This is a genomic window from Synergistaceae bacterium (assembly GCA_017450125.1).
GTDB lineage: Bacteria > Synergistota > Synergistia > Synergistales > Aminobacteriaceae > JAFUXM01.
Window position 1 is genome coordinate 1 of the sequence record JAFSWZ010000007.1, and the last position, 26,134, is coordinate 26,134.

Here is a 26,134-nt window from a genome sequence, read left to right on the forward strand (position 1 = left end):
CGTTTTCTTCTCTGCGGGGGTCAATCAGGAAGATTGCATCAGGCGTGGAAGTCATGTTGGCGATGCCGCCCAGATACTTCTCGAGCTTGAGCTGTTCCTGCTTGATCATGGCGATTTCCTTCTTGGTGAACTCTTCCCACGTGCCTTCCTCGTCGTACTTCCTGAGTTCGAGCATACGGGAAATCCTGCGGCGTATCGTCGGGAAATTGGTCATCAGTCCTCCCAGCCATCTCTGGTTGATGTAGAACTGCCCGCACCTTGTTGCTTCGTCGCGGATTGTCTCCTGAGCCTGACGCTTAGTCCCCACAAAGAGAACGTGCCCGCCGTTTGCGGCTGTCTCGCGGATGAAGTCATACGCACGGTCAAGGCCCTTGACGGTCTTCTGAAGGTCAATGATGTAGACTCCGTTGCGTTCGGTGAAAATATAGGGCTTCATCTTGGGGTTCCAGCGGCGTGTCTGATGTCCGAAGTGGACTCCGCATTCGAGCAACTGCTTCATACTAGCTACTGCCATAAAGAATAAATACCTCCTAAAGGTTGATATATGCGCTCATTCATAATCCCGCCGTCAAGAAGACGGGACACCTTTAACGAGAAATGAGCGTAAAGATTTGTATCGGTGTCAGGTAAGTATATCACAAGGGGAATTAGTACTGAGCACAAACTTTTGAAAGACGCGGAAGAAAAATATTGCAATGAACCTGTAAGGAAGAACACAAAAACAACGGACAAGTTTTATGCTATAATCATACTTACCGAAAATATGAAGCACACGACTTTGCGGGTGCGAACCGCAAATCTTAATCTTGTCCTGTGTCCATTATAGCATAGTGTGCGGACAAGGTGATTGTTAGTTGTGTGCAGAAATCGATTTTGCGCGCGGATTGTATCTGCATTAAGCAGTGAATATTGATTCGGCGCAATATTTATATCTATAACAATACAGGAGGCTGTTCGGACTGATGTGGAATCGCATCAAGAAGTTCATCAATGCTACAGCAATCCAAATCTTCAGTGTGTGGTACAGTCTGCCGCTGATGTTCGTAGCACTTGCCAGGAAGCTCAGGATCAGCAAGGGCGAAAGGATGCTCACCTACACTTCGGCAAATGCATTCACTAGGGTGTTCAGCAAGTTCTCACGGTACTACGGGCTGATAGAGTTTTTGCCGAAGTCTGCTGAGGACGTTACGGCGTGCAATCTCTTGACGGACACTAAGGATAGAGAGTACGCCGTAGTGATTCAAGGGCCCGTGCTGAACGGATTTACTGCGGAGAGCATCAGAGTGTACAGGAAGATATTACCGAAAGCACATATTATCGTCAGCACGTGGAAGGGCACGGACGGGAAACTTGCTGACGAGCTCCGGGAGCTTGCGGATGACGTTCTGCTTAACGAGCCGCCGGAGACAAACGGACTGCTGAACGTGAACTATCAGGCTAAATCGTCATATGCCGGAATGAAGAGAGCGAGCGAGCTGGGGATACCCTACGCGATAAAGATACGCTCCGACATGCGGATGTATACGCCGATGGTGTTCGAGTACATGAAGAGCCTGATTGAGGCGTTCCCGCTGGATGAGTCGGTCTCACAGCGGCAGAAGGAGCGGATAATTGCAACTTCAAGAGGTGGGGCTGTCGCGAGAAAGTACTTTATCCGTGATTACTTCTACTTCGGGGCAACGCGGGATCTCCTGAACTTCTTCGATTTTCCTCCTGACCCGGTAAATTACAGCGGCTTAACTACAGAGGACATAGGTCTTTACCTGCACAGCATCAAAAAATGGGTGGACGACAACGGCGAAAACCTGATACACGTATCACCCGAAATTCAGCTGACGAAATCATACCTACAGCGCACAACTACAGGCAATTGCGAGTCAACCGTAAAACGTTTCTGGGAGGATGTCAGTAAACGCTTCCTTATAGTAAGCCTTTCTGAGCTGCGGCTCTACTGGGACAAGTACAATGCTTTTAGAGTGAACTTCTGGAACATGGGGCAAACTTGGGACGGCCAGCCTAAAACGGACGAGGGCAGAGATTTCATCACTCCTCTATGCCTGTCTCTGATAAAGGGACATTTATTGTACAGCAGCAATCTTGAAGAAGCACACAGGTACAGGATTGAGCCTTTCCATAATCTCGGAACTTTCTGCAGCGGCTATGAACATATCGATGAGGTCCTGAAAGATTTTCCGCTTTTGAGGGGAGACGGTCAGCATTAACATTCTCGCACACAGAGGCTGCTTCACTTCCGCTTTTACGCCCAATTCACCCGCCGCACTCCTCGAAGCCTGCAGGAGAGGTTACGGCATTGAGACGGATCTGCGCGATCTCTCGGGCCGCCTCGTAATCGCACATGACCCTGCCGGGGCTGACTCGCCGGACGTTGCGGAATTGCTGGGCTCTCTCGCACGGTTCAACGCTCAGTGCTGCTTTGCCCTTAACATCAAGGCTGACGGTCTCGCATCGATGCTCAGAGACTGCCTCGCGAAGTTCAGCATCAGCAATTACTTCACGTTCGACATGTCTGTTCCGCAGATGCTCAGCTACAGGGACGCAGGACTCTCATTCTTCACAGGGCAGAGCGACATTCAGCCCTCGCCTGTGCTCTATGACGAGGCGGCGGGAATCTGGGCTGACTGTTTCACGTCAACGGACTGGATCACCTCAAGCATCATCAGCGGACACATCAGGAACGGCAAGAGAATATGCTTTGTATCGCCGGAACTTCACGGGCGCAATGATTATTATGCATTCTGGGAAAAGCTCAAGGGTTGGGATGACGATGAAGCCTTAATGCTCTGTACAGATTTCCCTGACGAGGCATATGAATTTTTTACAGGGAGGCGCAGAAATGACGCGGATTAAGGCTGTCCTGTTCGACATGGACGGCGTATTGATTGACGCTAAGGACTGGCATTATGAGGCACTCAACAAAGCACTCGGGCTCTTCGGGCTGACCATAAGCCGCTACGACCACCTTCACACTTTCGACGGGCTTCCGACGCGCGACAAGCTCAAGATGCTCAGCGAGCAGTACTTCCTGCCGTCTCAGCTTCACAGCTTCATCAACAAGGTGAAGCAGAGGTACACACTCGAGATAACGAACGCGATGTGCCGCCCGATGTTCCAGCATGAATACGCGCTCTCAAGGCTGAAGCATGAAGGGTTCAAGATTGCGGTGTGCTCAAATTCTGTCAGGGCGACAATAGAGCTCATGATGAGTCTTTCAGGCCTCAGCGGATACATCGACCTCATCCTCTCGAACGAGGACGTAACCCGGGCAAAGCCTGACCCCGAAATTTATACCGCCGCTATGGAAAAACTCGGCATGACTCCCGGTGAGTGCCTCGTCATTGAGGACAACCCTAAGGGCATTGCGGCAGGCAGAGCCAGCGGTGCGTTCGTGCTTCCGGTCGCTGGTGTCTACGATGTCAACTACTGGAACATCAGGGACGCAATAACAAAGTTCGAGGAGGGCGGCCATGATTAATATTCTTATCCCGTCGATGGGCAAATCTTTATTCTTCAAGGACAGCTATTTCCCCAAGCCCATGATTGAAGTTGCCGGGAAGACTATGCTTGAACAGCTCGCAGAAAACTTCAGCACAATACCTGACAGAAGGTTTATATTCATATTCTCGCGCAAAGACTGCACAGAGTTTCACCTTGACGAGTCCGCAAAGATTCTCACGGATTACGCAGCTGAAGTCATCGTGCTGGAAGAAGAGACAGCGGGAGCGTTGTGCACGTGTCTCATGGCGGCCGATCTTATCAACAGCGAATCCCCCTTAATCATCTCGAACGCCGACCAGATAATCAGCACTGATTTCGCAGGCATCTTGGCCAAGTTTGAGGACGAGTCGGCAGAAGCAGGGCTGATTACGTTTGACAGCATACATCCGAGATGGAGCTATGCACGGATAAAAGACGGCGAAGTCATAGAGGTTGCGGAGAAGCGTCCGCTCTCGAAGAATGCCATTGCGGGCTTCTACTGGTACAGGCACGGGAGCACGTTTATTAGAGCGGCTCAGAGAGCAGTCCTGAAGGGCAGCGAATTGAACGGCAGGTACTACATCTCGTCGTCAGTGAATGAGGTGATCCTTGAGGGCGGAAAGGTAGCGTATTTCCCTGTAGGGCGGGACTGCTATCACTCGTTCTATTCGCCGGAGAAGATTACGGATTATGAGGAGGGGCTTAGGGCATGAGGACAGCGAAACTTTCGGACATGGTCAAAGGCTGGTTCATAGGGAATTTTTCCCCGAGCATGTACCGTACGAATGACTGCGAAGTCGCGGTGAAGAACTATTCAGCCGGAGACCGCGAGGAGAAGCATTACCACAAGATAGCGACGGAATACACGGTAATAATCAGCGGCAGAGTAAGAATGTTCGGGCAGGAGTTCGGCGAAGGGGATATTATCGTGGCCGAGCCCGGAGATGCTACGGACTTCAAGGCACTTACGGACGCGGTGAATGTTGTAGTGAAGATACCGGGTGCGAACAACGACAAATATATTTCACGGGAGGAATAAAAGTACGGGTCTGCTCAACGATTCGGCCTCAATGAGAATCTGCACTTTGTGTTCTCTACTCATGAAGCAGTTTTCTCACAGCCAACAAATCCGGCGCATCGGCCCGCAAAATCAATAAGGACTGTGCGGAACTCATGGGGCTCGGAGATGCGGGCTCAAGGGTCAGGCAGGTTCAAGCGTACAGTCAAATACGTACTAAGGCTCAGGAGGTAATTGACATGCTCAATATAGTTATACCAATGGCGGGAAGAGGCAGCCGCTTCGCAAACGCAGGCTACACAACGCCGAAGCCGCTGATCAGCGTTCACGGGCATATGATGATTGAATGGGTAGTACGCAATATCACTCCGTCGTACCCTCACAGGTTCATATTCATCTGCCAGCATGAGCATATAGAGACATTCGCGCTTGATGATGCTCTGCGGAAAATGGCTCCTGAATGCGAAATTGTGGAGATTGACCATATCACTGAGGGAGCAGCATGCACAGTTCTGCTTGCCGAGAAGTATATAGACACCGGCGATGCTTTGATGATTGCTAACAGCGACCAGTTTGTGGACACGGATATTAACGCGTACCTTGAGGCTATGGGAGATTCTGACGGGCTGATCATGACGATGCCGGCCACTCATCCGAAGTGGAGCTACATAAAGTATGACGCTGGCGGAAGGGTTACGCTTGTCCGTGAAAAAGAAGTGATTTCCGACGAAGCAACCGTCGGAATCTACAACTACAGGCACGGCAGGGATTTCGTGAAATACGCTCACCAGATGGTAGACAGGAATATACGCGTGAACGGAGAATTTTACGTTGCTCCTGTGTACAACGAAATGATAGAAGCTGGGATGAACATAGGCTTTTACGACATAGGCAGCAGGATGTACGGTCTAGGGACTCCTGAGGACCTTGAAGAGTTCATGAAGCTGGACTTGTGCAGTTCATACTGGAACTGAAAAACAAATCCCCCGTGAGAATCTGCGCGGGGGCAATATTCTTGATATGCTGCTTTACATTCAGCTCGCCGGAACTTCCATCGGGTACTGGCCGTCAAAACATGCCTTGCAGTACACGTCCTCCCCGCAGACTTCACGCAGGCTCTCTTCACTGAGGTACGTAACCGAGTCTGCCCCGAGATACTCGCAGATTTCCTCGCGCGAACGCTGGACGGCTATAAGTTTCTCCCTGTGCGGCGTGTCTATCCCGAAGTAGCACGAGTAACGCACTTCCGGCGAGGCCGCGCACGCGTGAACCTCCTTCGCCCCTTCATCGCGGAGCAGCTTCACGATTCGGCGCAGGGTTGTGCCCCTCACGATTGAGTCATCAATCAGGATCAAGCGTTTGCCCTCGATGTTGTGCTTTATCGTCGCGAGCTTGATTCGTACTGCCGCGTCCCTCTGCTCCTGGTCAGGCAGAATGAACGTCCGCCCCATGTACTTATTCTTGATGAGACCTTCGCCGTACGGAATCCCCGAAGCCTCCGCGTAGCCTATCGCCGCAGGAATCCCCGAGTCCGGCACGGCCATAACTACGTCCGCATCAATCCTGCCCTGACGGGCGAGCATCATCCCGCAGCGTCGCCTGAAGTCGTACACGCTGACCCCGTCGACGATTGAGTCCGGGCGCGCAAAGTACACCAGCTCGAACACGCAGAGCTTCTTCCTGCACCAGCACGAAGGCTCGAGGGAGTGCAGGCCTTCACGGTCAATGATGACTATCTCGCCTGGCTGAACATCCCTCACGAACTCAGCATCAAGTGCCTCGAGAGCGCATGTCTCCGACGCAAGCACGAAGCCTTCCTCCTGCTTGAGACGGCCGATGCACATCGGGTGAAGTCCGTACGGGTCTCTTACACCAATCAGCTTGTCCCCTATCGTCAGAACAAGAACGTACGCTCCCTTGATGAGGCTCATTGCGTTGCGTATTCCGGCCTCAACGCCGCGTGCTCCGTGCTGGCAGATTAGGTTGAGGATGGATTCTGAATCTGTCGTCGAGTGGAAGATTGCTCCCTCATCCGTGAGCATCTCGCGGAGGGAGTCGGCGTTCACTAGGTTTCCGTTGTGAGCTAGGGCAAGTTCCCCGAGCCTGCAGATTGCCGCTAAGGGCTGGGCACTGCGTTCGCTCTTGTCTCCGGCGGTGGAGTAACGGACATGACCGATGGCTATGTTGCCCGGCATGTTCAGGGCAGAACCCCGAAACACCTCCCCGACGAGCCCGAGCCCCTTGCGAAGCTCAATGTGTCCGCCGTTGTTGGCGGCTATTCCTGCGGATTCCTGCCCTCTGTGCTGCAATGCGTAAAGCCCGTAATAGACGAGGGGCGCAGCGTTCTTGGCCTCGTCCTTGCGGTATATCCCTATCACTCCGCACTCCTCGTGTAATTCGTCAAGCATTGGTTATGCGCCTGAAAATCTCTTCGTAGGCTTCTTCTACTCTGCCCATGTCTCTCCTGAACCTGTCCTTGTCGAGCTTCTCGTTGGTCTTTGCGTCCCAGAAACGGCATGTGTCAGGAGAAATCTCGTCGGCCAAGATTATCGTGTCGTCAGGAAGCCTTCCCGCCTCTATCTTGAAGTCTATCAGCTTCACGCCGATACCCGCGAAAAACTCCTTCAGCGCATCGTTCACACCGAAAGCCAGCCTGCGTATCTGTTCCAGCTCCTCCTCCGTCGCAACTCCCAGCGCAATAATGTGGCTGTCGTTGATGAGCGGGTCATTGAGCGCGTCATCCTTCAGCGAGAACTCCAGAGTCGGGCGCAGAAGCTCCCTGCCTTCCTCGACACCGTAACGCTTCGAGAACGACCCTGCCGCAACGTTCCTGATGATTATCTCGAGCGGAACGATCTTCACGGCACGCACGACTGTTTCACGGTCAGAGAGTTCTTCCACAAAGTGAGTGCGTATGCCCTTGCCCTCAAGAAGACGGAACATGATATTACTCATGCGGTTGTTGATGATGCCTTTGCCGGTTATCGTGCCCTTCTTGAGGCCGTTGAAGGCTGTCGCGTCGTCCTTGTACTCGACAATGTAGTAGTCAGGGCTGTCGGTCGCAAATACCTTCTTGGCCTTGCCCTCGTATATCTGGTTCAGTTTGGTGATGTTCATGCTGTTAGTCCTTTCGCGTGGAATGCGCAATATTATACAGCGTTATCATCATCGTAATCGTAGAAGTCCCTGCGCTTCCAGTACCACAGTCCCAGCGCAAGACCTGCACACGCAAAGCCCGCCGCCAGTCCGCCAACAACGTAGTCAACACGTACGGGGTTTCCGAGCAGAGAAGTCCCGTAGCCCGCAAGAGCGTAGCCGAAACCTATCATGCTCAAAAGTGATAGTGTGGTGATGAACAGTCTCATGAATCTTTCTGCCTCCCTCGATTGGTTGCCGGTATAATAAACCACATTCACAATTATTCCGAGAATTAACTAATCACAAAATTTACTGCAAAGGAGTTTTTCACAATGCGAAGATATTTCTGCCTCATCATAATGCTGGCAATAAGTTTCTTCACTGCTCCGTCTTACTCTGAAGAGGAGATGCGCAAGCCCGTAACGGCTCCGCTGTCCCCGCGCTTCCTGGAGTGGCAGGCAAAGCAGCTCAACAGTGGCAAGCGGTCTGCTGATGCCTCGCCAGCGTCATCACCGCTCGTCAGCAACAATGCTCTTACCGGTGAAGACTACAGCGGCTACGTGCCTTTCCCGGTAGACTTGTCGTATCTTGCTGACAACCCGCCGGACGAGAATTTCGGTCTGTTTGCCCCGAACTACAAGGCCAGTGCTTCGGACACAAAATATGACCTCAGGAGCAGTAATCTTGTTACGAGCGTCAAGGATCAGAACCCTTACGAGACTTGCTGGGCACACGCCACAATCGGCGCGATGGAGTCCAACGCCCTCAAGAACGCTCTGGGAACGGTCGACCTGTCGGAGATGCACGCCGCGTACTTCAGCTTCATCAACTCCACAAAGTCAAAGGCGTTCTACAACATGAGCTCCTTTACTGCCGCGATGGGACACGGCGGAAACGCCTTCTACCCCACCGCACTATACTCACGTCTTGACGGCCCTGTGCTAGAGAGCGACGTACCTTACGGCGCGAACAGAGAACCCAACAGCAAAACGCCGGACAGCTACCAAAGAGCCCTGAGGCTCAAGGACGTGTACCTTCTTACGTTCGTCGGCGGCGACGGGCAGAGGGTCAACGACAACAGGGCTTCCGTCAAACAGAGGATAGTAGACAACGGCGGAGTCATGGCGAGCTACTACCACTTAGACAGCGGCTACCAGACTACGACAGACGGCGGAACTTCCTACTACAACAGCAGCGAGACCACTAACCACGCGGTACTTATCGTGGGCTGGGACGACAACTACTCGCGCACAAACTTCAAGTCGAGGCCGAACATGGACGGGGCTTGGCTGTGCAAGAACTCGTGGGGCACAGGCTGGGGAACGGGCGGCTACTTCTGGATGTCGTACGCAAGCTACCTTGTTGAAGGGACAGCTTTTGTTGTCGAGAAGAACAATCCTGACCTCAAGGCGTATTACTATGACGCGCTGGGCTGGTGCACTAGCATGGGCTGGCCTGGTTCGGACAATTACGCGGCAAACGTCTTCAAGGCAGAGCGTTCGGGCGAAAGGCTCATCGAGGTAGGACTGTATGCACCCGCGAACAATAAGAGCTACGAGATAAGCATCTACACGGATCTTGGTTCGTCAATGCCGTCATCACCGGTCAAAGCTCCGGCGGCGGCAACAAAGACGGTCTCGATAGCGTACGCAGGCTACCACACTATCACGCTTGATGCTCCTGTACCGCTCACGCAGAATCAATATTTTTCCGTTGTCGTGAAGTACAAGGATCAGGAGATGATGCCGGTAGAAAAGAAGGTATCAGGTTTCTCCGACAACGCATCAATAGAGGCAGGGAGCTTTTTCTCCTACAACGGCACAAGCTGGCAGACCGGCTCGCAGTTCAGCTCCAGCAACGCGACGATAAAGGCATTCACGACGACGGCGGCTTCTGACACAGCACCCGACATCAAGACCACATCCCTCACGGTAGCAGCACTGGACGTGGAGTATTCCGCAATGCTCTCTGCTTTCGGCCAAGTGCCCATGACGTGGAGCGTTACAGCAGGAAGTCTGCCTGACGGGCTGACGCTGAACCCCAACACGGGCGTGATTTCCGGCATCCCAACCACGAAGGGTGAATACACGTTCACCGTAGAAGCTCGCAACACAAAGGGTGCTGACACGCAGGAACTGACCATCACGGTAACCGACCTGCCCGTCATCGTAACTTCTGCCTTCACTGCCTACAAGGGCAACTCGTTCGAAGGACAGCTTCAGCTGAATATAAGCATGCCAGCAGAGTGGAGCGCGGAAGGACTTCCGGGCGGATTGAAACTCGACAGCGAGAGCGGCTTAATCTCCGGCAAGCCCAAGAAGACGGGAGAATTCAGCGTTACGGTAACAGCCACGACTTCTGCCGGAACGACGCTCCCTGTTACAGTTATCATCACGGTGAACGACGCGCCGACCAAGCCGAGCATCAAGACATCCAAGCTCACGCAGATAACCATAGGCGACTCGGTTACCGACAAGCTGCAGTACTCCGGCACTGAACCGATAACGTTCGAGGCTATTGAGGGGATGCCGGACGGTCTTTACCTTGACTCAAGCACCGGGCAATTCAGCGGGACGCCGACGGAGGCCGGGAACTTCACAATAAAGGTTACCGCCCGGAACATCTACAACGACCTAAAGGACAAAGATCCGACCGTCAAGAAGATAAAGCTGGTAGTTATGGCAGTTGCACCGAAGATAGACGTACCAGAGATACTTGGCCCGGCAAGAGTTAATGAGCCTTACAGCACGACAATAACACTTTCTGAGGGCACGGCGCAGGCTACGACGTGGAAGGCCTCAGGACTGCCGAAGGGTATGGTACTGAGCTGCGACAGTTCCTATAACTGGTACATCATAGGAACTCCGACGAAGGCAGGTAACTTCAACGTGAAGCTGACGGCAAAAAACAACGCGGGCACGGACAAGACGGACAAGATTCCGTTCCCTGTGTACGCAGTGCCGGAGATTACGACGAAGGCACTCAAGAACGCGACGACGGACAAGGCTTACTCCGTGAAGCTGGCGGCCAAGAACTCGCCGACACAGTGGACTGTAAGCGGTCTTTACGGCACAGGCCTCACCCAGAGCAGCGACGCTAAGGGCAACGTACTCATTGCTGGAACGCCGACAGTGCCGGGTGAATACGCCATAACGGTAACCGCGAGCAACGAAGCCGGATCAGCAACTAAGGAATTTACGCTGACGATAAACGGAGTAAAGCCGAAGATAAAGGCATCGCTACAGAAGGGCAAGACCGGCACAGCGTACGAGGGCACAATCACCGTAACGGGCACGAAGCCTCTGGAGATAAGCTACAGCATCGCCGAAGCTGACAGAACAAAGCACGGCTTCAACAGCCTCGAGGAACTTGGCCTGACGTTCACGGCAAATTCTTCGACGGGTATAGCGACGATTACGGGAACTCCGCCGTACTCGGTGAAGGGACTTCCGCTCACCATCTCGGCGACCAATGCTGCGACGGGTGATTCGCCGGTCGTCAAGAAGGTGAAGCTGACGATCGCGGGGGACAAGCCGGTGTTCACAGCTCCTGCTGATTCGAAGCCGACAATTTCTCCTGCGGCAGGAACAACAGTCGCGGTGAATCTTGAGGTTACGGGAAGCCCGAAGATGACGTGGAGCATGAAGGGAGCTGCTGGCTTTACGCTTACGCCGGACACGGAGAACCCCCTCAAGGCGACGCTGACAGGTTCAGCACCGTCGAAGAAAGTGAGCATCACGGTAACAGCCCAGAACGCTGACGGCAAAGCGGCGAAGAAGATAACCATCAACGCGGCATCAACTGCCTCGAACACAACGGCACTGCCTGAGAACTACGGCGAGGCACGCCCGGACGCGATAAAGTTCGGTGAACCGCGTACAGCCGGAGCACTCACGGACGCTGAACGCAGAGTGATTGAGACGGAGGGTTACGCGATAGCCGCAGTTCTGCCGGAAATCAGCGTGAACGTGTCGGGGATGTATGACCTCGAGGCCGAGCTTGACGGTAAGGCGGAGACCGGCGCAAAGCTGGTGTGGCTGGCGTTCGCTGAGCCTAAGTCGGAGGATGACGGGATTGCGGAGTTCTTTGACGAGGACGGCGCGGAGATCGAGGGAGTTCCCGAGTCGCACAAAGTAACGGTGTCCGTGTGGCTCAACGAAGGGACTACGTACAGGCCTGTTATAGCAGTGAAGCAGTAACAGCGCGGAAAAGAATTGCCCACCTGCCTTCGCGGTAGGGGGTTTTGTTGTCAGAACTGGAAGTACACGAACGGGTTTTCGCCTGTGAACATGAGCATCAGAATCAACCCGACAAAAACGAAGTACGCAGTCATTCCCTCAATGGTGCTGAGATTCAGGAGAGGACAGAAGCCCTCCGCCTCAGCAAGTCCATCACGCTTAGACCTCATGACGGCGCAGGCCTCCGAGACTATCAGGATAACCGCCGCTATGAATGCCCACGAGAACGGCTGAACAATTCCGGGCTTCAGGGTGAATATCCTCTTGATGACGAGCCATGCCTTGCCGAAAGTCTCTGCCCTGAAGAATATCCACGTGAACGAGATGAACGCGAACACTACGGGTATCTTCACGGGAGATTTTCTGCGCGGAGGAAACAGCTTCTCGAGGCACAATGCAATGCCGTTGAGGCCTCCCCAGAAAACGAACGTCCAGTCCGCTCCGTGCCACAAACCGCCGAGAAGCATGGTTATCATGACGTTGACGAGCTGACGGAACTTCCCGTGCCTGTTTCCGCCTAACGGAATGTACAGGTAATCCCTGAGCCAGCCTGACAGCGAGATGTGCCACCGCCGCCAGAACTCCGAGACACTGCGCGAGATGTACGGGAGGTTGAAGTTCACGGCGAAGTCATAGCCCAGACACTTTGCGCAGCCCGTCGCAATGTCGCTGTAGCCCGAGAAGTCAAAGTATATCTGCATTGAGTACGACACGACAGCAAGGAGTATTGTCGCCCAGTGGAAGGCCGCCGGTGTCCTGAAGACATCATCAACGAACACGGACAGGTTGTCAGCGAGCACGGCCTTCTTGAAGAAGCCCATCGCCATAACCTGAATGCCTGCGCAGAAGTTAGAGGCTGTGAGCCTGCGCGACGGGTCATGAAGCTGTGGCAGGAAGTCCGAAGCCCTGACTATCGGCCCGGCAACAAGCTGCGGGAAGAACGAGATGTACAGTGCAAGCCGGATAAAGTCTCTCTCAGCAGGAATTTTCCCCCTGTGAACATCGATGACGTAGCTCAACGCCTGAAACGTGTAGAACGATATGCCGACGGGCAGGATGATTCTCAGGGAGGAGAACTGCGTCAGCCCCAGACTTTCCACGAAGAACCCGAAGTACTTGAACACCCCGAGCACCGCCAGAGGCACGAAGACTCCCGCGAAATACACCAGCTTGCTGCGCGAGAACAGAGCCGTGAGGTATGACGCGGCAGTTACGAAGAGCAGGAGGAAGCAGAACCTCCAGTCCCACCAGCCGTAGAAGAAGTAGCTTGCGCACAGAAGGAAGACGTGTTCAGCCCTGCCGGAGAGTACGAGGCTTGCAAGGAGGACAACAACGAAAAACGCAATGAATGCTAATGACGTGAATATCATGCTCCGGCCTCGATTCTCTGGATGAGCGAATATATCTCTTCGGCGAACATTCTGTGTCCGTGCTTGTTCATGTGAGCCTTGCCGACAGAAGTATTGATGAAGCCGTAGGGCAGAACGAAATTGCTAGCGTATTCTCTCAGAAATTTTTCGGACATGTCAAGGAAATATACTCCGTTCTGCGAACACAGCTCCGAAAACTTGCGGGCAACATCCGGGTCAGACTTGATGTGCAGAGTGCCGTCAAGATTCAGGTCAACAGAGGGATGATAGGCGATGATGACCTTAGCACCGCAGGACGAAGCCGCCTCGCTGAGCCTGCGCATGACAGCTTCAAGCAGAGCCGGAGAGTTTGAGGGCGCATTAACATCCGCAGCTTCTGAGGCCCATAACTTCCTGAACTTGTTCCACAGAAGCACGAAGTATCTGTTCCGCCTCAAGAGAAGGCGCAACGTTCCTCTGTTCACTACGCCGATTTCAGGCAGGGTATTATTGATGGCCATAGTGAGCTTCTCGTCGGGGAATGTAACTGTGCCGGTCTCTATGACGATGTATTTTGCGGGCTGGTATTTGTGGACGGCATTCTCGATGTTGCAGGTGCACTCCAGAAAGCCATGCGCGGAAACTCCGATGTTGTAGACCGTGAGCCCGGAAATCCTGCCCAGAACGCTGGAAGCATTTTCCGGTGTCAAGACTTGATGCGCCTCCATGTGAGAAGAGCCCATTACGAGAACGTCTATCTTCATGCCGCGCTTGTAGTTGTAGGTGTTGCTGTAGCCTTCGTTGTTGGTGCTGCCGAACGAGAAGCCTTCATTGCACTTGATACGTACCACGTCAGCTTCAGGACGCACGTCAGTTGCGCCGTCAGGGTCTGGATTGATGAGTGCGCCGGTGTCCCAGAATGCTGCAAGTTCAAGAATACTTAGGGCTAATATACCTGATAAGATTAACCTGAAAAGTTTTAGGGCATAGCTATGGCTCTTGGCTCTTGGCTCTTGGCTCTTGGCTCTTGGCTCTTGGCAATGATACACGCTGTTATCCTGCATTGTCAATAACTCCTTTCACGTAAAAAGCCCCCGAATGTCCTTCAGGGGCAAAATCTCTGCTACATTTCTCCGCGCTCGATAGCAACTATCCCCGTCCGGGCCAAGTCCAGAATCCCGAACTCCTTCAGCAGTTCCTCGAACGCCTGTGTCTTCTGGTCATCGCCCGTAACTGACAGAGTGATGCTGTCCGGCGTAATGTCCACAACACTCCCGCGAAAGATATTCCCGATCTGTATTATCTCGTTGCGCGCGGCTCTGTCCTCCGCCTTCACCCGCACAAGCATAAGTTCACGGCGTATGCTCTTCGACGGGTCAAGTATCTCCACGTAGTGAATCGGCACGAGTTTTCTCAGCTGGCTGCACAGGAGCTTCACTCTTGCTTCATCGGAGTATATCTCTATCGTGAAGCGCGTAACGTTCTGATCAACCGTCCAGCCCGCCGCAATCGTCTCGATGTTGTAGCCCTTCCTGCTGAACAGGTGCGCCAGCTGCGAGAGGACTCCTGCCTCGTTGTCCATCGCCGTAATTATCGTGTAACGCTTCAAGTTCTGGCTGTTCTCTTTTGCCTGCATTGTCTTCACCTCCGGCTAGTACAGCATGAAGTTCGTGATGAAACTGTTTCCGCCGACCATAGGCCTGACCATCTCGTCAATGTCTATCCGGCAGTCTATAACCCAGCCCAGCCCGTCAGAGCGCGAGTTCACCGCCTCAGTGAGAACCTTCCGTAGTGTTGCCTCGTCCGTAACTCTCCTGCCGTGAACGCCGTAAGCCTCCGCAAGTTTCACGAAGTCCGGGCCTCTGTCTAACGTGGTCTGCGAGTAATGCTCGTGGTAGATTAAGTGCTGCCACTGCCTCACCATCCCGAGCGTCGAGTTGTCGAAAAGAAGCGTGATTATCGGGAGCTTGTAGTACTGCTCCGTCGCGAGCTCGTTGCAGTTCATCCTGAATGAGCCGTCGCCCGTAACGTGAAGCACTGTCTTTTCCGGGTTGCCGACCTGAACGCCGATTGCCGCACCGAGCCCGAAGCCCATAGTCCCGAAGCCTCCGCTGGTCATGAGCTGGCCGGGGTAGTCGAACTTGAAGTGCTGGATTGCCCACATCTGGTGCTGTCCCACATCGGTCGTAACCATCGTATCCTGCGGGAGAATCTCAGCGGCGGCGGAAAGTATCTCTTTCGGCGTTAATGTGCCGTCCTCTGCGTCGTCGTACTCGGTCTCGCGCGGGAAAGAGAACACGTAGTTCTTCCACTCGCTGCGGTCAACGTGCCCTCTCAATCTGTCGAGAAGGAGAGTCAGGATTCTCTTTGCGTCGCCGATTATGTGAAGGTCAGTCTTTATGTTCTTGTCGATTTCCGACGGGTCAATATCAATATGAACAATCTTTGCGTTCTTCGCGAAGCCCGCCGGATTCAGTGTAACTCTGTCCGAGAAACGGCATCCCACAGCAAGAAGCAAGTCGCAAGCATCACAAGCCATGTTCGAGGCCTGCGAGCCGTGCATTCCTATCATTCCCGTAACGAGAGGATGTCGGCCGTGAACTGCTCCGCCTCCCATTACCGTTATAGCTATCGGCGAGTCCACAAGCTCCGCGAGCTCCCTGAACTCCTTTGACGCTCCTGCCCTGATGACTCCTCCTCCGCAAATCATCAGCGGCTTCTGGCACTGCCCGAGCATTTCCGCGAGAGTGTCTATCGCATTGATGTCTATGTTCGGGTAGCCCATGCTGGGATGGTGAGTCGTCCTGAGCCTCTCGATTCGCGTGCCCTTGCTCTCGAAGTACTCTTCAGTAGTCGTCGGCGTGTATATGCACTCGTCAGCCGTTGCGTTCTTCTGGATGTCAATCAGCACAGGGCCGGGTCGTCCTGACCTTGCGATGGCGAAGGCCTCACGTACTGTGTCGGCCAAGTTCGCGACGTTGCTGACCGTGTAACTGCATTTCGTGATAGGGAGGGATACGCCGGTGATGTCAACTTCCTGAAACGAGTCGCGCCCGATCAAGTCGCTGTTGACGTTGCAGGTGATGAACACGACGGGCGAAGAGTCCATGTACGCGGTAGCTATGCCTGTGGTGAGGTTGGTCGAGCCGGGCCCGGACGTTGCGAGGCACACGCCGACTTTCCCCGTCGAACGCGCATAACCGTCCGCCGCGTGGGATGCTCCCTGCTCGTGGGCTGTGAGGATGTGGCGGATCTCGGGATGCTCGTACAGCTTGTCGTAAACGTTCAGGATTGCTCCGCCGGGATACCCGAACACTGTATCAACGCCTTGTTCTCTGAGGCATTGTATTAATATCTCTGAGCCGTTAATTTTTCTGCTGGAATTGTTCAAGAAAGGATTTCCCCCCGTGTAAAATTTTTCGTAGAATTGTAGCACACTCATATACAATATTCTTTCAGGGAGGTAATCAGTTAATGTACAGGAAAATTTTTGTGATGATGTTCTGTCTGTTTGCGGCGGGGTCTGCATTCGGAGAGAGCTGGGACATAGTGATAGCTGGCGGAGGAATGGGAGGAACTGCGGCGGCAGTACAGGCCTCGCGAATGGGAGCAAGCGTCCTAGTCGTTGAACCCACGAACATGCTCGGAGGCCAGGCAACTGCGGCGGGAGTCGCGACGATGGACGACATGAGCCGGATCGAGAGCGGGCTTTACGCTGAGTTCATCGATAGGGTTAAGGCACACTATAACTCTCTGGGAAAATCTATCGGGACGTGTTACTGGAAGCCCCACAGCAAGGCCTTCGAGCCCTCCGTTGGCCACAAGATTCTTGCTGAGATGGCGGGAAGTGCGGACATACTCTATCACGCTGAAGTCGTTGCAGTAAGCCCCGACAGCGTAACCATAACGACACCTGAAGGCACAATCACGGCGGGCTGCAAGATGCTGATTGACGCGACGGAGTACGGAGACGTTATACCGATGACGGGCGCACATTACAGGGCGGGAAACTCGGTACTTCCCGGAACGCTGAACGACACGATGATTCAGGACATAACGTGGACGGCGACGATCCGCAGCTACCCCGACGGAATCCCTGAGAAGCTCCGGCCAAGTTCACCATTGCCCGGCTACGAGAAGGCGCGCAAGAACTACGCTGAGTACGTTACGGCTAAGGGCTTCGACTTCAAGGGCAAGTACCCCGTGAAGATGCCCGTGAACTTTGTCTCGCACAATGCGTACCGTGCCGTTCCTGACTCGTTCAGCAGGGGCAACTACACAGGGGCGCAGGCCGACTGGAAGCGAATCACCAAAACCGGCGTGAATTGGGGCAACGATTACCCGGGACAATACAGGTGGAAGGACAGGTGGGGGATTCCTTCTGCGTACCTCGAGAGCCCAGATTTGCGCGCATACATCAACCGTGAAGCATTCATGAAGACCATGCACTTCATCTACTACATCCAGAACGAGCTTAAAGAATCATGGTCAGTTGATGAGAACGAATACGGAGACCTTCCCGAGTACGCAAAAGATTTGCCCGAAGACTGGCAGGAAGTCGCCCGCCACATGCCGCCGATTCCTTACGTGAGAGAGAGCAGGCGAATCGTCGGGGAATACACGCTGACTTCACGTGCAATCCGCAAAAACTCTCTGAGCTATCACGGCAACAAGGGCGCAGAGTTCGAGGACGCAATAGCAATCGGAGGCTACACTCTTGACCTTCACGGCTCGGACGACGACGACGACATAGAAAGCAGTCTCGGCGAGAAACAGGCTTCAATCTACTCGGACGAACCAGCCGGACCGTTCCAAGTGCCAATGAGGATACTTATTCCAGCGAGCACAGATAATTTCATCGCCGCAGAGAAGAACCTCTCGATGTCGCGCCTTGCTTCGGGAGGATTAAGATTACAGCCCATATGCATGATGACCGGGCAGGCCGCAGGAGCACTCGCCGCACTCTCGGTGAAGATGAACCTTCAACCCCGCGACGTGAAAGCGTTTTACGTTCAGCGCGTGCTTGCTGATGCGGGAGTAAGAATGTCGCTGTGCAGTTACTCGGATGTTCCAGAGAGACATGAATACTTCGGGAGCGTTCAGATTGCGACGATGTGGGGATTGTTAAAACCTAAAACGTACCCTGACCTGCCGAAGAGCACGATACACAATCCCGGCAAGGGCGGCCGACGGCAGGGAGTTTTCGGCGTGAACGACAGAATAACCGCTAAGGACTTGGCCGGACTGCTGGCACGTGCAGAAGAACTCTCGGGGAAGAAGATTGCTGTTCAGGGCGAAAGACTTACGCGCGGCCAAGCAGTTGATGCGGTTGTGCGTGCGATGTGCTCACTTTCCGACACAGAATCTGCTGAAGATAGCGTCGATAAGGTCATCTCCGGCCTCGAAGCCCAAGACGCGCATGATGGAATGCCTCGCTGAGTTCAGCAGTCCCGCAGTGATGTCCTCACTCTCACACTCGAGGGCATCACTTACTGCCCTGCGCGCACTGCGGATCTCCGCGAGCTGATTCACCGAGACGTTCAGTCCCTCAGAGACTGCCGCCTCGCCGCAAGCCGCATCGTACAGCCATGCTTTTAGTTCATCGAGGCCGGTGCGGTTCTTTGCCGACACAGAAACTTTCGGGAGAGCAATGCTTTCTGCGTCAATCATACAATGTAAATCGGCTTTGTTCAGAACAGCAAGAGCCTTCCTGCCTTCAAGTTCACGCAGATAGTTTCTGTCTTCGTCCGAAAGTTCACGCGACGAATCAACGACGTACAGGCAAATATCACCCTCATTCATTGCTTCGAGCGCAAGCCTCACCCCCTCAGCCTCAATGACGCTGTCCGTCTCCCTGAGGCCTGCTGTGTCGACAAGCCGGACGGGAACTCCGTTGATGATTATTCCCTCCTCGATGATGTCGCGGGTTGTGCCGGGAATGTCCGTAACTATTGCACGGTTGCGCCCGAGCAGAGCATTCAGCAGCGATGATTTGCCGGCGTTGGGCTTGCCTGCGATGACGACGCGCACGCCTTCACGGAGAATCGTCCCAGCCTCGCACTTTGCCTCAACCTCAAGGAAAGCATCCAGAATGCAGCGAAGCTCTGCCTCAACGTCCACACCTACACTCTCTCCTTCGGGAAAATCCAGCTGAACCTCAAGGCTTGCCTGAAGGTCTCTGATGTTCTCGCGGATGTACAGCAGAGACAGCGACAAATCACCCGTCATCGTTCGTGCGGCGGCTTTCAGTGCCTCGTCGCTTCTGGCACGAATCACGCTCAGCACTCCTTCTGTCTGCGTAAGGTCTATGCGGCCGTTGATGAATGCTCTTCGCGTGAACTCTCCGGGCTCGGCAAGTCGCGCACCGTTCGCTATGGCGAGTTCGAGGCACTTGCGGGCAATGAAGCTCCCTCCGTGCGTGTGAATCTCTACGACATCTTCCCACGTGTAGCTGTGAGGAGCTTTGAACACTACCGCCATCACACGGTCAAGAAAGCTCCCGTCAGAATCAAGAAGCCACGTGAGGAACATTCTTCCTGCTTCGGGAAACTCTCTGCGCCTCAAAAGTTTGTGGGCAACAAAAACGGCATCAGAGCCGGAGATGCGCACAACTGCGATTCCTCCCTGCCCCAATGCCGTCGATATTGCCGCTATCGTGTCAGTGCTAGCCAACTTGCGCGCGAAGCCAGTCCTCAGCCGCTGATCTGCTGGAGACCTTGCCTGTACCTACTGCCATGTCGAGCCCCTCGAGAAGCTCGCCGATCTTCCTGCCGGGCTTCATGCTGAGCAGGCTCATGACTTCACGGCCGGTCATGTAGCGCGAAGCTCCTTCCGTCTGAAGCCTGACATTCTGGAACCTCCTAAGCACCTGCGAGAGATTCCACCTGTTGGACTCCAGAACGTCCATCACATCGTCCATAAAGCCTTCAGACTGCGCAACGCACCGTGCAAACTCCAGAGCAATTTCCACTGCGTCAGCCGAGTACTCCAGCACGTCCTTGCAGAAATATTCCTCAGTAACCGGCTTGTAGAACGTCTTGTAGCCGTTGATTATCGCGATGACCTCATCAATTGTCTCTGAAGGAACGTTCCAGCGCGTAAGGTACTCGTTTACTTTGTGGTCTGCTGCCTTCGTCCTGTCGCTGCCGTCGGTCGTGCGTGCGTCGATGAGGCTGAACAGTCCCGCGAGAACGAATGCGTCGCTCTGCATGACCTTGCTGGTGTCCAGCTTGTGCTCTATAGTCTCCAGCACTCCCAGAACATGCTCATAGAGGCTTCTCGCTTCGGGCTTGCCGTCTTTAACGGACTTCAGCTCCTCGAGCTCGGGCAGGAAGTAGGGTATCAGGTCGTAGTCGTCGCACAGCTCTATAAATCTGAACGGCCTGCGGTGAAGCCCCTTCATGATTTCGCGCCCCCAGCGTTCCGGCGGAATGTCGTTCATCCTGTCCGCCTGAACCTCGAGGAACTTCCTCACGTCAGACTCGCTCTTCCAGAAGATGTCCATCTCGAACTCTGCCGAGAACCTCAGCATTCGCAGTATCCTCAACGGGTCAGCGTCTATCAGGTCTACGTTGTCGCCCGTGAGACGTATAACCTTGTTCCTGATGTCGAACCTTCCGCCGAACGGGTCAACGACTCCGCCGTCAGAACGTATCGCTATCGCCTCTATGCTTATGTCCCTGCAGGCCAAGTCGTCCTCTATCGTCTCTCCTCTGAGGCCGAACGCGCGGAACTTAGACCCGAGAATTTCTCCCCTTATGGCCGGGTAAGACCCTCTCGCGTCAACTGTTCCTGTTCCGAGTGCACGTGCCATGTGGTACATGTCCTGCGAGTCGAGCGCGAGCGTTATAATTTCGGGCTCAACTCCCATCTCTATCATACGGGCGGTGTCGCCTACAATCCACGCGCGTATACCCGTCGTCTCCTCTATCTTCTGCAGAATTTCCAGGTAATTAGCCATTGCTTCACTTCCTCATTAAGATTTCTGCTGCTTCCTTCAGTGTAGAATCCTCACCGACATTGCCCGGGAATATCACGTACGGTGTGCCGGGAAATCTGCTCTCTTCGCCGGTCTGCCACACGGGGATGCCCGGACGGATCTGGCCAAGAACAAGAGCGCGCTTGACCGCGAGTGCCTTTGTGCCCACGTCGCTGGATGTGATTCCGCCTTTCGCGATGACGAACGCTGGCGTAACCTTCAGCCTTCCTACGAGGGACTGAACAGCGTCAGAGATTTTCACTGACAGCCTGAGCTCGTCTTCCTTGTCGCCGGTGTCTGCGGTGATTAACGCTCTGGTTGTGTAGCAGCACACGGTCTTTCCGGCGGTGATGGCCTTCTCCTCGAGGGCTAAGCAGCGTTCAACCTCAGCAGCAAACGCCGCATCGTCCTTCACGAGCCGTGCGTCCAGCTCGATGAACTCGATGCCGTCAACCGTCTTGAGGGCTTCGACCTGACGCGTGGTCTTGTCCGTGTGCGAACCGACTACGATGACTCCGCCGTTGTCGCTCTTGAGGGTAACCATGTCCTTGCGGGTGAGAAGCGGAATGTCCGTTACGCCGCCCATGACCTTGACGATTGCCGCCGCAGTCCTGAACATGAAGACTTTTCCCTTGCGCATTGCACGGAACAGAGCAACGCAGAACACCTTGACATCAACATAGTCCACAGCGTTCACTATGATTTTGTTGAAGCCCTTGACCGCCATCAGCTGTGCCTCTATCTTGTCGAAGGCCATTGCGTGGATGTCCTCGAGGCTTATGCACGTAACGCTGTCCGCCTTGAACTCCCCGCCGGTCTTTTCCTCGATGTATGCGGGCATTGTCGCGGCTGTGTAGCCGAAGGTCTTGTCTTTCGCGAACTCTGTTTCGTTTGCGGGCACAAGTTCATCACCGTATTTCACATAGTGCACGTTGTTGATGGTGAAGCGTCCGCCTTCCTTGAAGAACGGGCACAGAATCTCGCCGTCAATCACCTTGCCTGTGTATTTCTGGTAGTCCTCGCTGAGTATCCTTGTCTCGAGCGGGTAATGTCCCCTTAACGTCGAGTCGCTTCGGCTGATGAAGATGTACTCTCTTCCTGTCTCGCGGGCAACGTCATTCACGACAGACGCAATCTCGTGATGCGCCTTGATGGTCTGCTCCTGCGTAAAACCGCGCGAGTTCGTGAGCACGTAGAACAGATTGTTCTTCTCCTGAAACCCCGCGAGGATGTCATCATGCCCCCAGCCCGTGTAGACGTGAACATCATGCACCGTCTGGACTCCCGTCGGGTCATCGTCAAGGACGACAATCTTTGTGGTGTTGGCGGCTATCTCTGCATTGAGGAGCTCATTGACCCGAGCTTCATCAATCACGGGATACGACGTTAGGACGCTGGCATTAAGCCTCATGCTTCTTCACCTCAACATCCGCAAGATACTCGAAATACTGCACGATTCCGCCGTGATCGTCGTTCATGTGGCCGTGAACCTTGAGGCTCTGGAGAATCTCGTAGAGCTGTGCCGTGTACGGGATGGGCACGTCGATTGCGTGAGCACTCTCTACGCAGTTCTTGATGTCCTTGTGGTTGATGCGGATTGGGCCGCCGGGCTTGAAGTTGCGCGCAATAATCATGGGTATCTTAGCGTCGAGCACTGCACTTCCCGCGAGGCCGCCCCTGATTGCCTGATAGACTTTCTCGGGGTCTGCCCCTGCCTTCGCCGCGAACACGAACGCTTCACTGACGACAGCTATTGTGTTGTTCACTATCATCTGATTCGCGAGCTTGGCCGTACTGCCTGAGCCTGACGGGCCGATGAGCAGCGCGCTTGACCCAAGAATGTCGAAGAACGGCATCATACGGTCAAAGTCCGCCTTGTCTCCGCCGCACATTATCGCTAACGTTGCGTTGACTGCGCCGGGCTCTCCTCCGCTGACGGGTGCATCAACGAACCCGACACCCATAGCCTTAAGTTTGTCGTAGCAGAACTTGCTCTCAACGGGGGTAACTGAGCTCATGTCGCAGACCAGCGCACCGGCCTTTATTGTGGAAGCTACTCCGTCCGCGCCGAACAGGATGTCCTGAACTATCTTTCCGTTGGGAACCATCGTGATGATGATCGAGCACTCACGCCCCATCTCAGCATACGTCGCCTCTCGTGCCCCCGCCTGAACAAGCGCGCTCACTGCCTCTTTGTTGAGGTCAGCCACAAGGAGTTCTGACGCGGGGTCATCCTTAGCCTTCAGCAGGTTGAGTGCCATAGGCTTGCCCATAATTCCAAGTCCGATAAATCCGAGCTTCATAAATGCCATCTCTCCTGACTGTCTTAGATTTGTGTGTGATAAATGGAAATGTATTGTGTAGATTTTAACACGCGCAAAGATTTTCAGGAAATTTATTGATTGGGGGAAATTTTGGAGGCGGCACCCAGAATCGAACTGGGGTTAAAGGATTTGCAGTCCTCTGCCTTACCGCTTGGCTATACCGCCTCAAGAAATGAACGGGGAATATTTTAGTGAGTGATTAATGTTTCGTCAAGCAAGAAATTACTTCCCTCTGTCCTTTCTGTGCTCATGAACTCTGCGTGCTACTTCACGGAGGCTCTTCCTCACCGCCGCCGCCGCTTCCCCTGCGATACCGTTCTTCAGGGAGTCATCGTCCGGCGTGGTATTGGCAGGAATCTTCCTGACTGCCTCGCCGCTCCCGATTAGTACGGCTATCGGGTGAAGTACCGGGATGTTCTCGCAGACAATCTTGATGATTGAGATTATCGGCGTAGAGAGCAGTGCACCCGGAATCCCCCATATCATCCCCCACAGAAGCAGCGAGAGCAGAATCATCAGCGGGCTGACTCCCAGCCTGTCCCCGACAACTTTCGGCGTAATGATGTTGCCGATTGTAACCTGTATAATCGTCAGCAGTGCAAGAACCAGCACGGGCTTGAACAGTCCGGGCGAGAACTGGATTATTGCCATGACGACGGGCGGGATTGTCGCGATGATTGACCCGACGGTCGGGATGAAGTTCAGCAGGAACGTGAGCACCCCCCAGCCTGCGGCGAGCTTGACATCAAGAATCACCAGCACAATCCACGCACAGACTCCCGTAGCGAAACTTATCAGCGCGAGCGTCCCCAAGTACTGGCTGACCTGCTCGGAGATGGATTTCAGTATCTTCCTGACCCTGTCAGAGTTCCTGCCGAACGCCTTATTTACCTTGTCGTCAAGGAACGGAGCTTCAACAAGCATGAACATCAGGAACACGAAGGTAAGCACGAACTTTGTCGACAGCGCGATAATCAGCGACGAGATGTTGCGCGCATTCTCCTTGAGCAGTCCGAGCCAGTCTATATTCCGCACGGCCTCAGTGGGAACGCCTAGCACCTCCATAACGTGCACGACCCATTCAGTGAGCTTGTCGGAATAGAGGCCGTAAACCTGCCCGAACTCCACAACCTGCATCGCAAGAAACCTGAACGCAATCAGCCCTGCAATCACCAGAACCGCAATCACCAGAAAGACGTTCAGCCACGCGTTGCGGCTGAGCCTGTTGCCGATCTTGAGGATGGGACGCAGAACCTGAAGGATGAACCATGCGATAACGAGCGGAATGAACATGCTGCTTGCGATGTGCAGGACAGAACACAGAACGACAGCGGAGAGGAAGCCAAGAAGTCCGAGAAGAGTTTTCATTGTCAGAGTATCAGCTCCTGAATTTATGGATGGGGTAATTATAGCGCAGAAAAAAACTCCCGCCCCAGCGAACGAGGCAGGAGCTTCAACGGTTACAGTCTGGATAATGCTCGTTGAGCAGGAACGTAGTCAGGATTGATGTCTAGTGCCCTCTCGAACCACGTGCGGGCATCGTCCTTCTTCTTCATGCTCCGCGCAATCTCCCCAGCCCTGAACGCCGCGAGGTAGTCATTGCTGTTTTCCTCGAACATACTGGTGTAGGCATCGTAAGCTTTTTTACCGTTCCCGAGCTTGGCCGCGTTTATGTGCTTGACCCTCAGTGTGTTAGCCTCGCCCGAAGGCAGACCGTACGACTGAACGACTTTCGCGGGGTCAGTGGAGTTGTTCTCGAACTTCGGCGTTGTCGCTGCTGCAGGAACAGACGCAGCGGCGAAGCCTGAAGTCTTTACCGGCGCGGGTGTATCCTCTGCCTGCGGGGCTGTCTGCCCTTCGGACTTCTTCCTGCTGGACTTGCTCTTTGACGACGAGACAGGGGCTTTCTCCTTAGCGGCCTTCTTGCCCTTCTTGGGCGTGGGGGTGAGAATCTCGGTGAGGGTGTCTTTGCCGGTCAGAGCCTTCTCGATTCCGGGTGCAAGTTTTGCGGCGGCCTGAGCTATGGCTACGTTCTCGATGCCTCCGAACTCAGAATCAGCGAAACTTATTCCGTAGAATGTGGTTATGTTGTCGGACTTCGAGGCCTCTCCGTCTGCACCGTCCGCGAACACTACCGCTGCCGTCTCCGTGTCAATCACCCTGACATCAAGCGTTGCCTTGACCTTCTGTTTTGCGTTTCCGACTGCTATGGGCAACACCATGAGCGGCACGGCCATTCCTGAGGCACCGCGCGCAAGGTTGGTGATCGAGCCCAGAAGAATATACTGGCATCCGGCGAGCTTGCCCACACGTGCGGCTGTCCTGTTGTCGATGAGGCCGGACATCCCCAAGTTGATTTCGCTCCCGACTGCCTCGAGGCGGTCGCGTTCCAAGAGCTGTATGCCTTCGGACTTGAACAGCATCCTCCCGAAGAAGTCGCCGATAACTGCGGCCATTCCGTCGGGCACATCGTAAGTCTTGCTCGAGAATCTCATGATACCGAGCCTCACGGGTTCAGCTTCATCATCAGCGAAAGAGCATCCCGCAATCATCATAACAGCCAATAACGCACACAAAACCTTCTTCATAAATTT

General features: G+C 54.1%; 22 protein-coding genes and 1 tRNA gene. 8 read left to right on the top strand and 15 right to left on the bottom strand.

Annotated features, from left to right (window positions below; translation table 11 throughout):
* On the bottom strand, window positions 1-514 hold a 514-nt coding region (gene rpsB, locus IJT02_00135; protein MBQ7543335.1), incomplete at its 3' end, for a 30S ribosomal protein S2.
* A gap of 448 nt (window positions 515-962) precedes the next feature.
* On the opposite strand from rpsB, the gene IJT02_00140 reads away from it, so the two are divergent.
* From IJT02_00140 to IJT02_00165, 6 genes are all read left to right on the top strand, one after another.
* Window positions 963-2,222 carry a hypothetical protein gene (locus IJT02_00140; protein ID MBQ7543336.1) on the top strand — a complete coding sequence of 420 codons (1,260 nt, stop codon included), beginning with the start codon at window positions 963-965 and terminating at the stop codon, window positions 2,220-2,222.
* Window positions 2,223-2,394: 172 nt separating this feature from the next.
* Window positions 2,395-2,868, top strand: coding sequence for a hypothetical protein (locus IJT02_00145; GenBank protein MBQ7543337.1), 474 nt, complete (start codon window positions 2,395-2,397; stop codon window positions 2,866-2,868).
* Window positions 2,855-3,493 carry an HAD family phosphatase gene (locus tag IJT02_00150; GenBank protein ID MBQ7543338.1) on the top strand — a complete coding sequence of 213 codons (639 nt, stop codon included), beginning with the start codon at window positions 2,855-2,857 and terminating at the stop codon, window positions 3,491-3,493. The genes IJT02_00145 and IJT02_00150 overlap by 14 nt, the downstream gene beginning before the upstream one ends.
* The gene (locus IJT02_00155) at window positions 3,486-4,208 is read left to right on the top strand and encodes a glycosyltransferase family 2 protein (GenBank protein ID MBQ7543339.1); all 723 of its coding nucleotides are present in this window, start codon (window positions 3,486-3,488) and stop codon (window positions 4,206-4,208) included. The genes IJT02_00150 and IJT02_00155 overlap by 8 nt, the downstream gene beginning before the upstream one ends.
* Window positions 4,205-4,534, top strand: coding sequence for a hypothetical protein (locus tag IJT02_00160; protein MBQ7543340.1), 330 nt, complete (start codon window positions 4,205-4,207; stop codon window positions 4,532-4,534). The genes IJT02_00155 and IJT02_00160 overlap by 4 nt, the downstream gene beginning before the upstream one ends.
* 218 nt (window positions 4,535-4,752) lie before the next feature.
* The gene (locus IJT02_00165) at window positions 4,753-5,487 is read left to right on the top strand and encodes a glycosyltransferase family 2 protein (protein MBQ7543341.1); all 735 of its coding nucleotides are present in this window, start codon (window positions 4,753-4,755) and stop codon (window positions 5,485-5,487) included.
* A 60-nt stretch (window positions 5,488-5,547) separates the two neighbouring features.
* On the opposite strand, the gene IJT02_00170 is transcribed toward IJT02_00165, so the two are convergent.
* Genes IJT02_00170 through IJT02_00180 form a run of 3 tightly spaced genes read right to left on the bottom strand, consistent with a single transcriptional unit; the run spans window position 5,548 to window position 7,878 of the window.
* The gene (locus tag IJT02_00170; GenBank protein ID MBQ7543342.1) at window positions 5,548-6,921 is read right to left on the bottom strand and encodes an amidophosphoribosyltransferase; all 1,374 of its coding nucleotides are present in this window, start codon (window positions 6,919-6,921) and stop codon (window positions 5,548-5,550) included.
* Window positions 6,914-7,624, bottom strand: coding sequence for a phosphoribosylaminoimidazolesuccinocarboxamide synthase (locus IJT02_00175; protein ID MBQ7543343.1), 711 nt, complete (start codon window positions 7,622-7,624; stop codon window positions 6,914-6,916). Before IJT02_00175 ends, IJT02_00170 begins: the two co-directional genes overlap by 8 nt.
* A gap of 38 nt (window positions 7,625-7,662) precedes the next feature.
* A complete protein-coding gene (locus tag IJT02_00180) occupies window positions 7,663-7,878 on the bottom strand; it encodes a hypothetical protein (GenBank protein MBQ7543344.1) in 216 nt (71 codons plus the stop codon).
* Window positions 7,879-7,983: 105 nt separating this feature from the next.
* Here IJT02_00180 and IJT02_00185 point away from each other — a divergent pair, with 105 nt between their 5' ends.
* Window positions 7,984-11,850, top strand: coding sequence for a putative Ig domain-containing protein (locus tag IJT02_00185; protein MBQ7543345.1), 3,867 nt, complete (start codon window positions 7,984-7,986; stop codon window positions 11,848-11,850).
* 50 nt (window positions 11,851-11,900) lie between these two features.
* Here the strand turns inward: IJT02_00185 and IJT02_00190 are convergent, their stop codons facing one another.
* From IJT02_00190 to ilvB, 4 genes are read right to left on the bottom strand one after another with little or no spacing between them, the layout of a single operon-like run.
* Window positions 11,901-13,259, bottom strand: coding sequence for an MBOAT family protein (locus IJT02_00190; protein ID MBQ7543346.1), 1,359 nt, complete (start codon window positions 13,257-13,259; stop codon window positions 11,901-11,903).
* On the bottom strand, window positions 13,256-14,302 hold the full coding sequence (locus IJT02_00195) for a hypothetical protein (GenBank protein MBQ7543347.1): 1,047 nt from the start codon (window positions 14,300-14,302) through the stop codon (window positions 13,256-13,258). Before IJT02_00195 ends, IJT02_00190 begins: the two co-directional genes overlap by 4 nt.
* A 59-nt stretch (window positions 14,303-14,361) precedes the next feature.
* Window positions 14,362-14,874, bottom strand: a complete 513-nt coding sequence (gene ilvN, locus IJT02_00200) for an acetolactate synthase small subunit (GenBank protein MBQ7543348.1) — start codon at window positions 14,872-14,874, stop codon at window positions 14,362-14,364.
* A gap of 15 nt (window positions 14,875-14,889) precedes the next feature.
* A complete protein-coding gene (gene ilvB / locus IJT02_00205) occupies window positions 14,890-16,629 on the bottom strand; it encodes a biosynthetic-type acetolactate synthase large subunit (protein ID MBQ7543349.1) in 1,740 nt (579 codons plus the stop codon).
* An 83-nt stretch (window positions 16,630-16,712) separates the two neighbouring features.
* Between ilvB and IJT02_00210 the strand changes: the two genes are divergently transcribed.
* Entirely contained in the window at window positions 16,713-18,677 is a 1,965-nt protein-coding gene (locus tag IJT02_00210; protein ID MBQ7543350.1) for an FAD-dependent oxidoreductase, read from the top strand.
* Here the strand turns inward: IJT02_00210 and mnmE are convergent.
* From mnmE to IJT02_00245, 7 genes are all read right to left on the bottom strand, one after another.
* The gene (mnmE, locus tag IJT02_00215; protein ID MBQ7543351.1) at window positions 18,585-19,910 is read right to left on the bottom strand and encodes a tRNA uridine-5-carboxymethylaminomethyl(34) synthesis GTPase MnmE; all 1,326 of its coding nucleotides are present in this window, start codon (window positions 19,908-19,910) and stop codon (window positions 18,585-18,587) included. The two genes, IJT02_00210 and mnmE, sit on opposite strands and share 93 nt — an antisense overlap.
* Window positions 19,903-21,198, bottom strand: a complete 1,296-nt coding sequence (locus IJT02_00220; GenBank protein MBQ7543352.1) for a CCA tRNA nucleotidyltransferase — start codon at window positions 21,196-21,198, stop codon at window positions 19,903-19,905. The genes mnmE and IJT02_00220 overlap by 8 nt, the downstream gene beginning before the upstream one ends.
* A gap of 4 nt (window positions 21,199-21,202) precedes the next feature.
* Window positions 21,203-22,627: a hydroxyacid dehydrogenase gene (locus IJT02_00225; protein ID MBQ7543353.1), complete on the bottom strand. Its 1,425-nt coding sequence runs from the start codon at window positions 22,625-22,627 to the stop codon at window positions 21,203-21,205.
* On the bottom strand, window positions 22,617-23,519 hold the full coding sequence (locus tag IJT02_00230; GenBank protein MBQ7543354.1) for an NAD-binding protein: 903 nt from the start codon (window positions 23,517-23,519) through the stop codon (window positions 22,617-22,619). Before IJT02_00230 ends, IJT02_00225 begins: the two co-directional genes overlap by 11 nt.
* A gap of 112 nt (window positions 23,520-23,631) precedes the next feature.
* A tRNA-Cys gene (locus IJT02_00235) sits at window positions 23,632-23,705 on the bottom strand.
* Between the two features lie 57 nt (window positions 23,706-23,762).
* Window positions 23,763-24,908, bottom strand: coding sequence for an AI-2E family transporter (locus IJT02_00240; GenBank protein MBQ7543355.1), 1,146 nt, complete (start codon window positions 24,906-24,908; stop codon window positions 23,763-23,765).
* Between the two features lie 92 nt (window positions 24,909-25,000).
* The gene (locus tag IJT02_00245; protein MBQ7543356.1) at window positions 25,001-26,128 is read right to left on the bottom strand and encodes a hypothetical protein; all 1,128 of its coding nucleotides are present in this window, start codon (window positions 26,126-26,128) and stop codon (window positions 25,001-25,003) included.
* Between the last annotated feature and the right edge of the window lie 6 nt (window positions 26,129-26,134).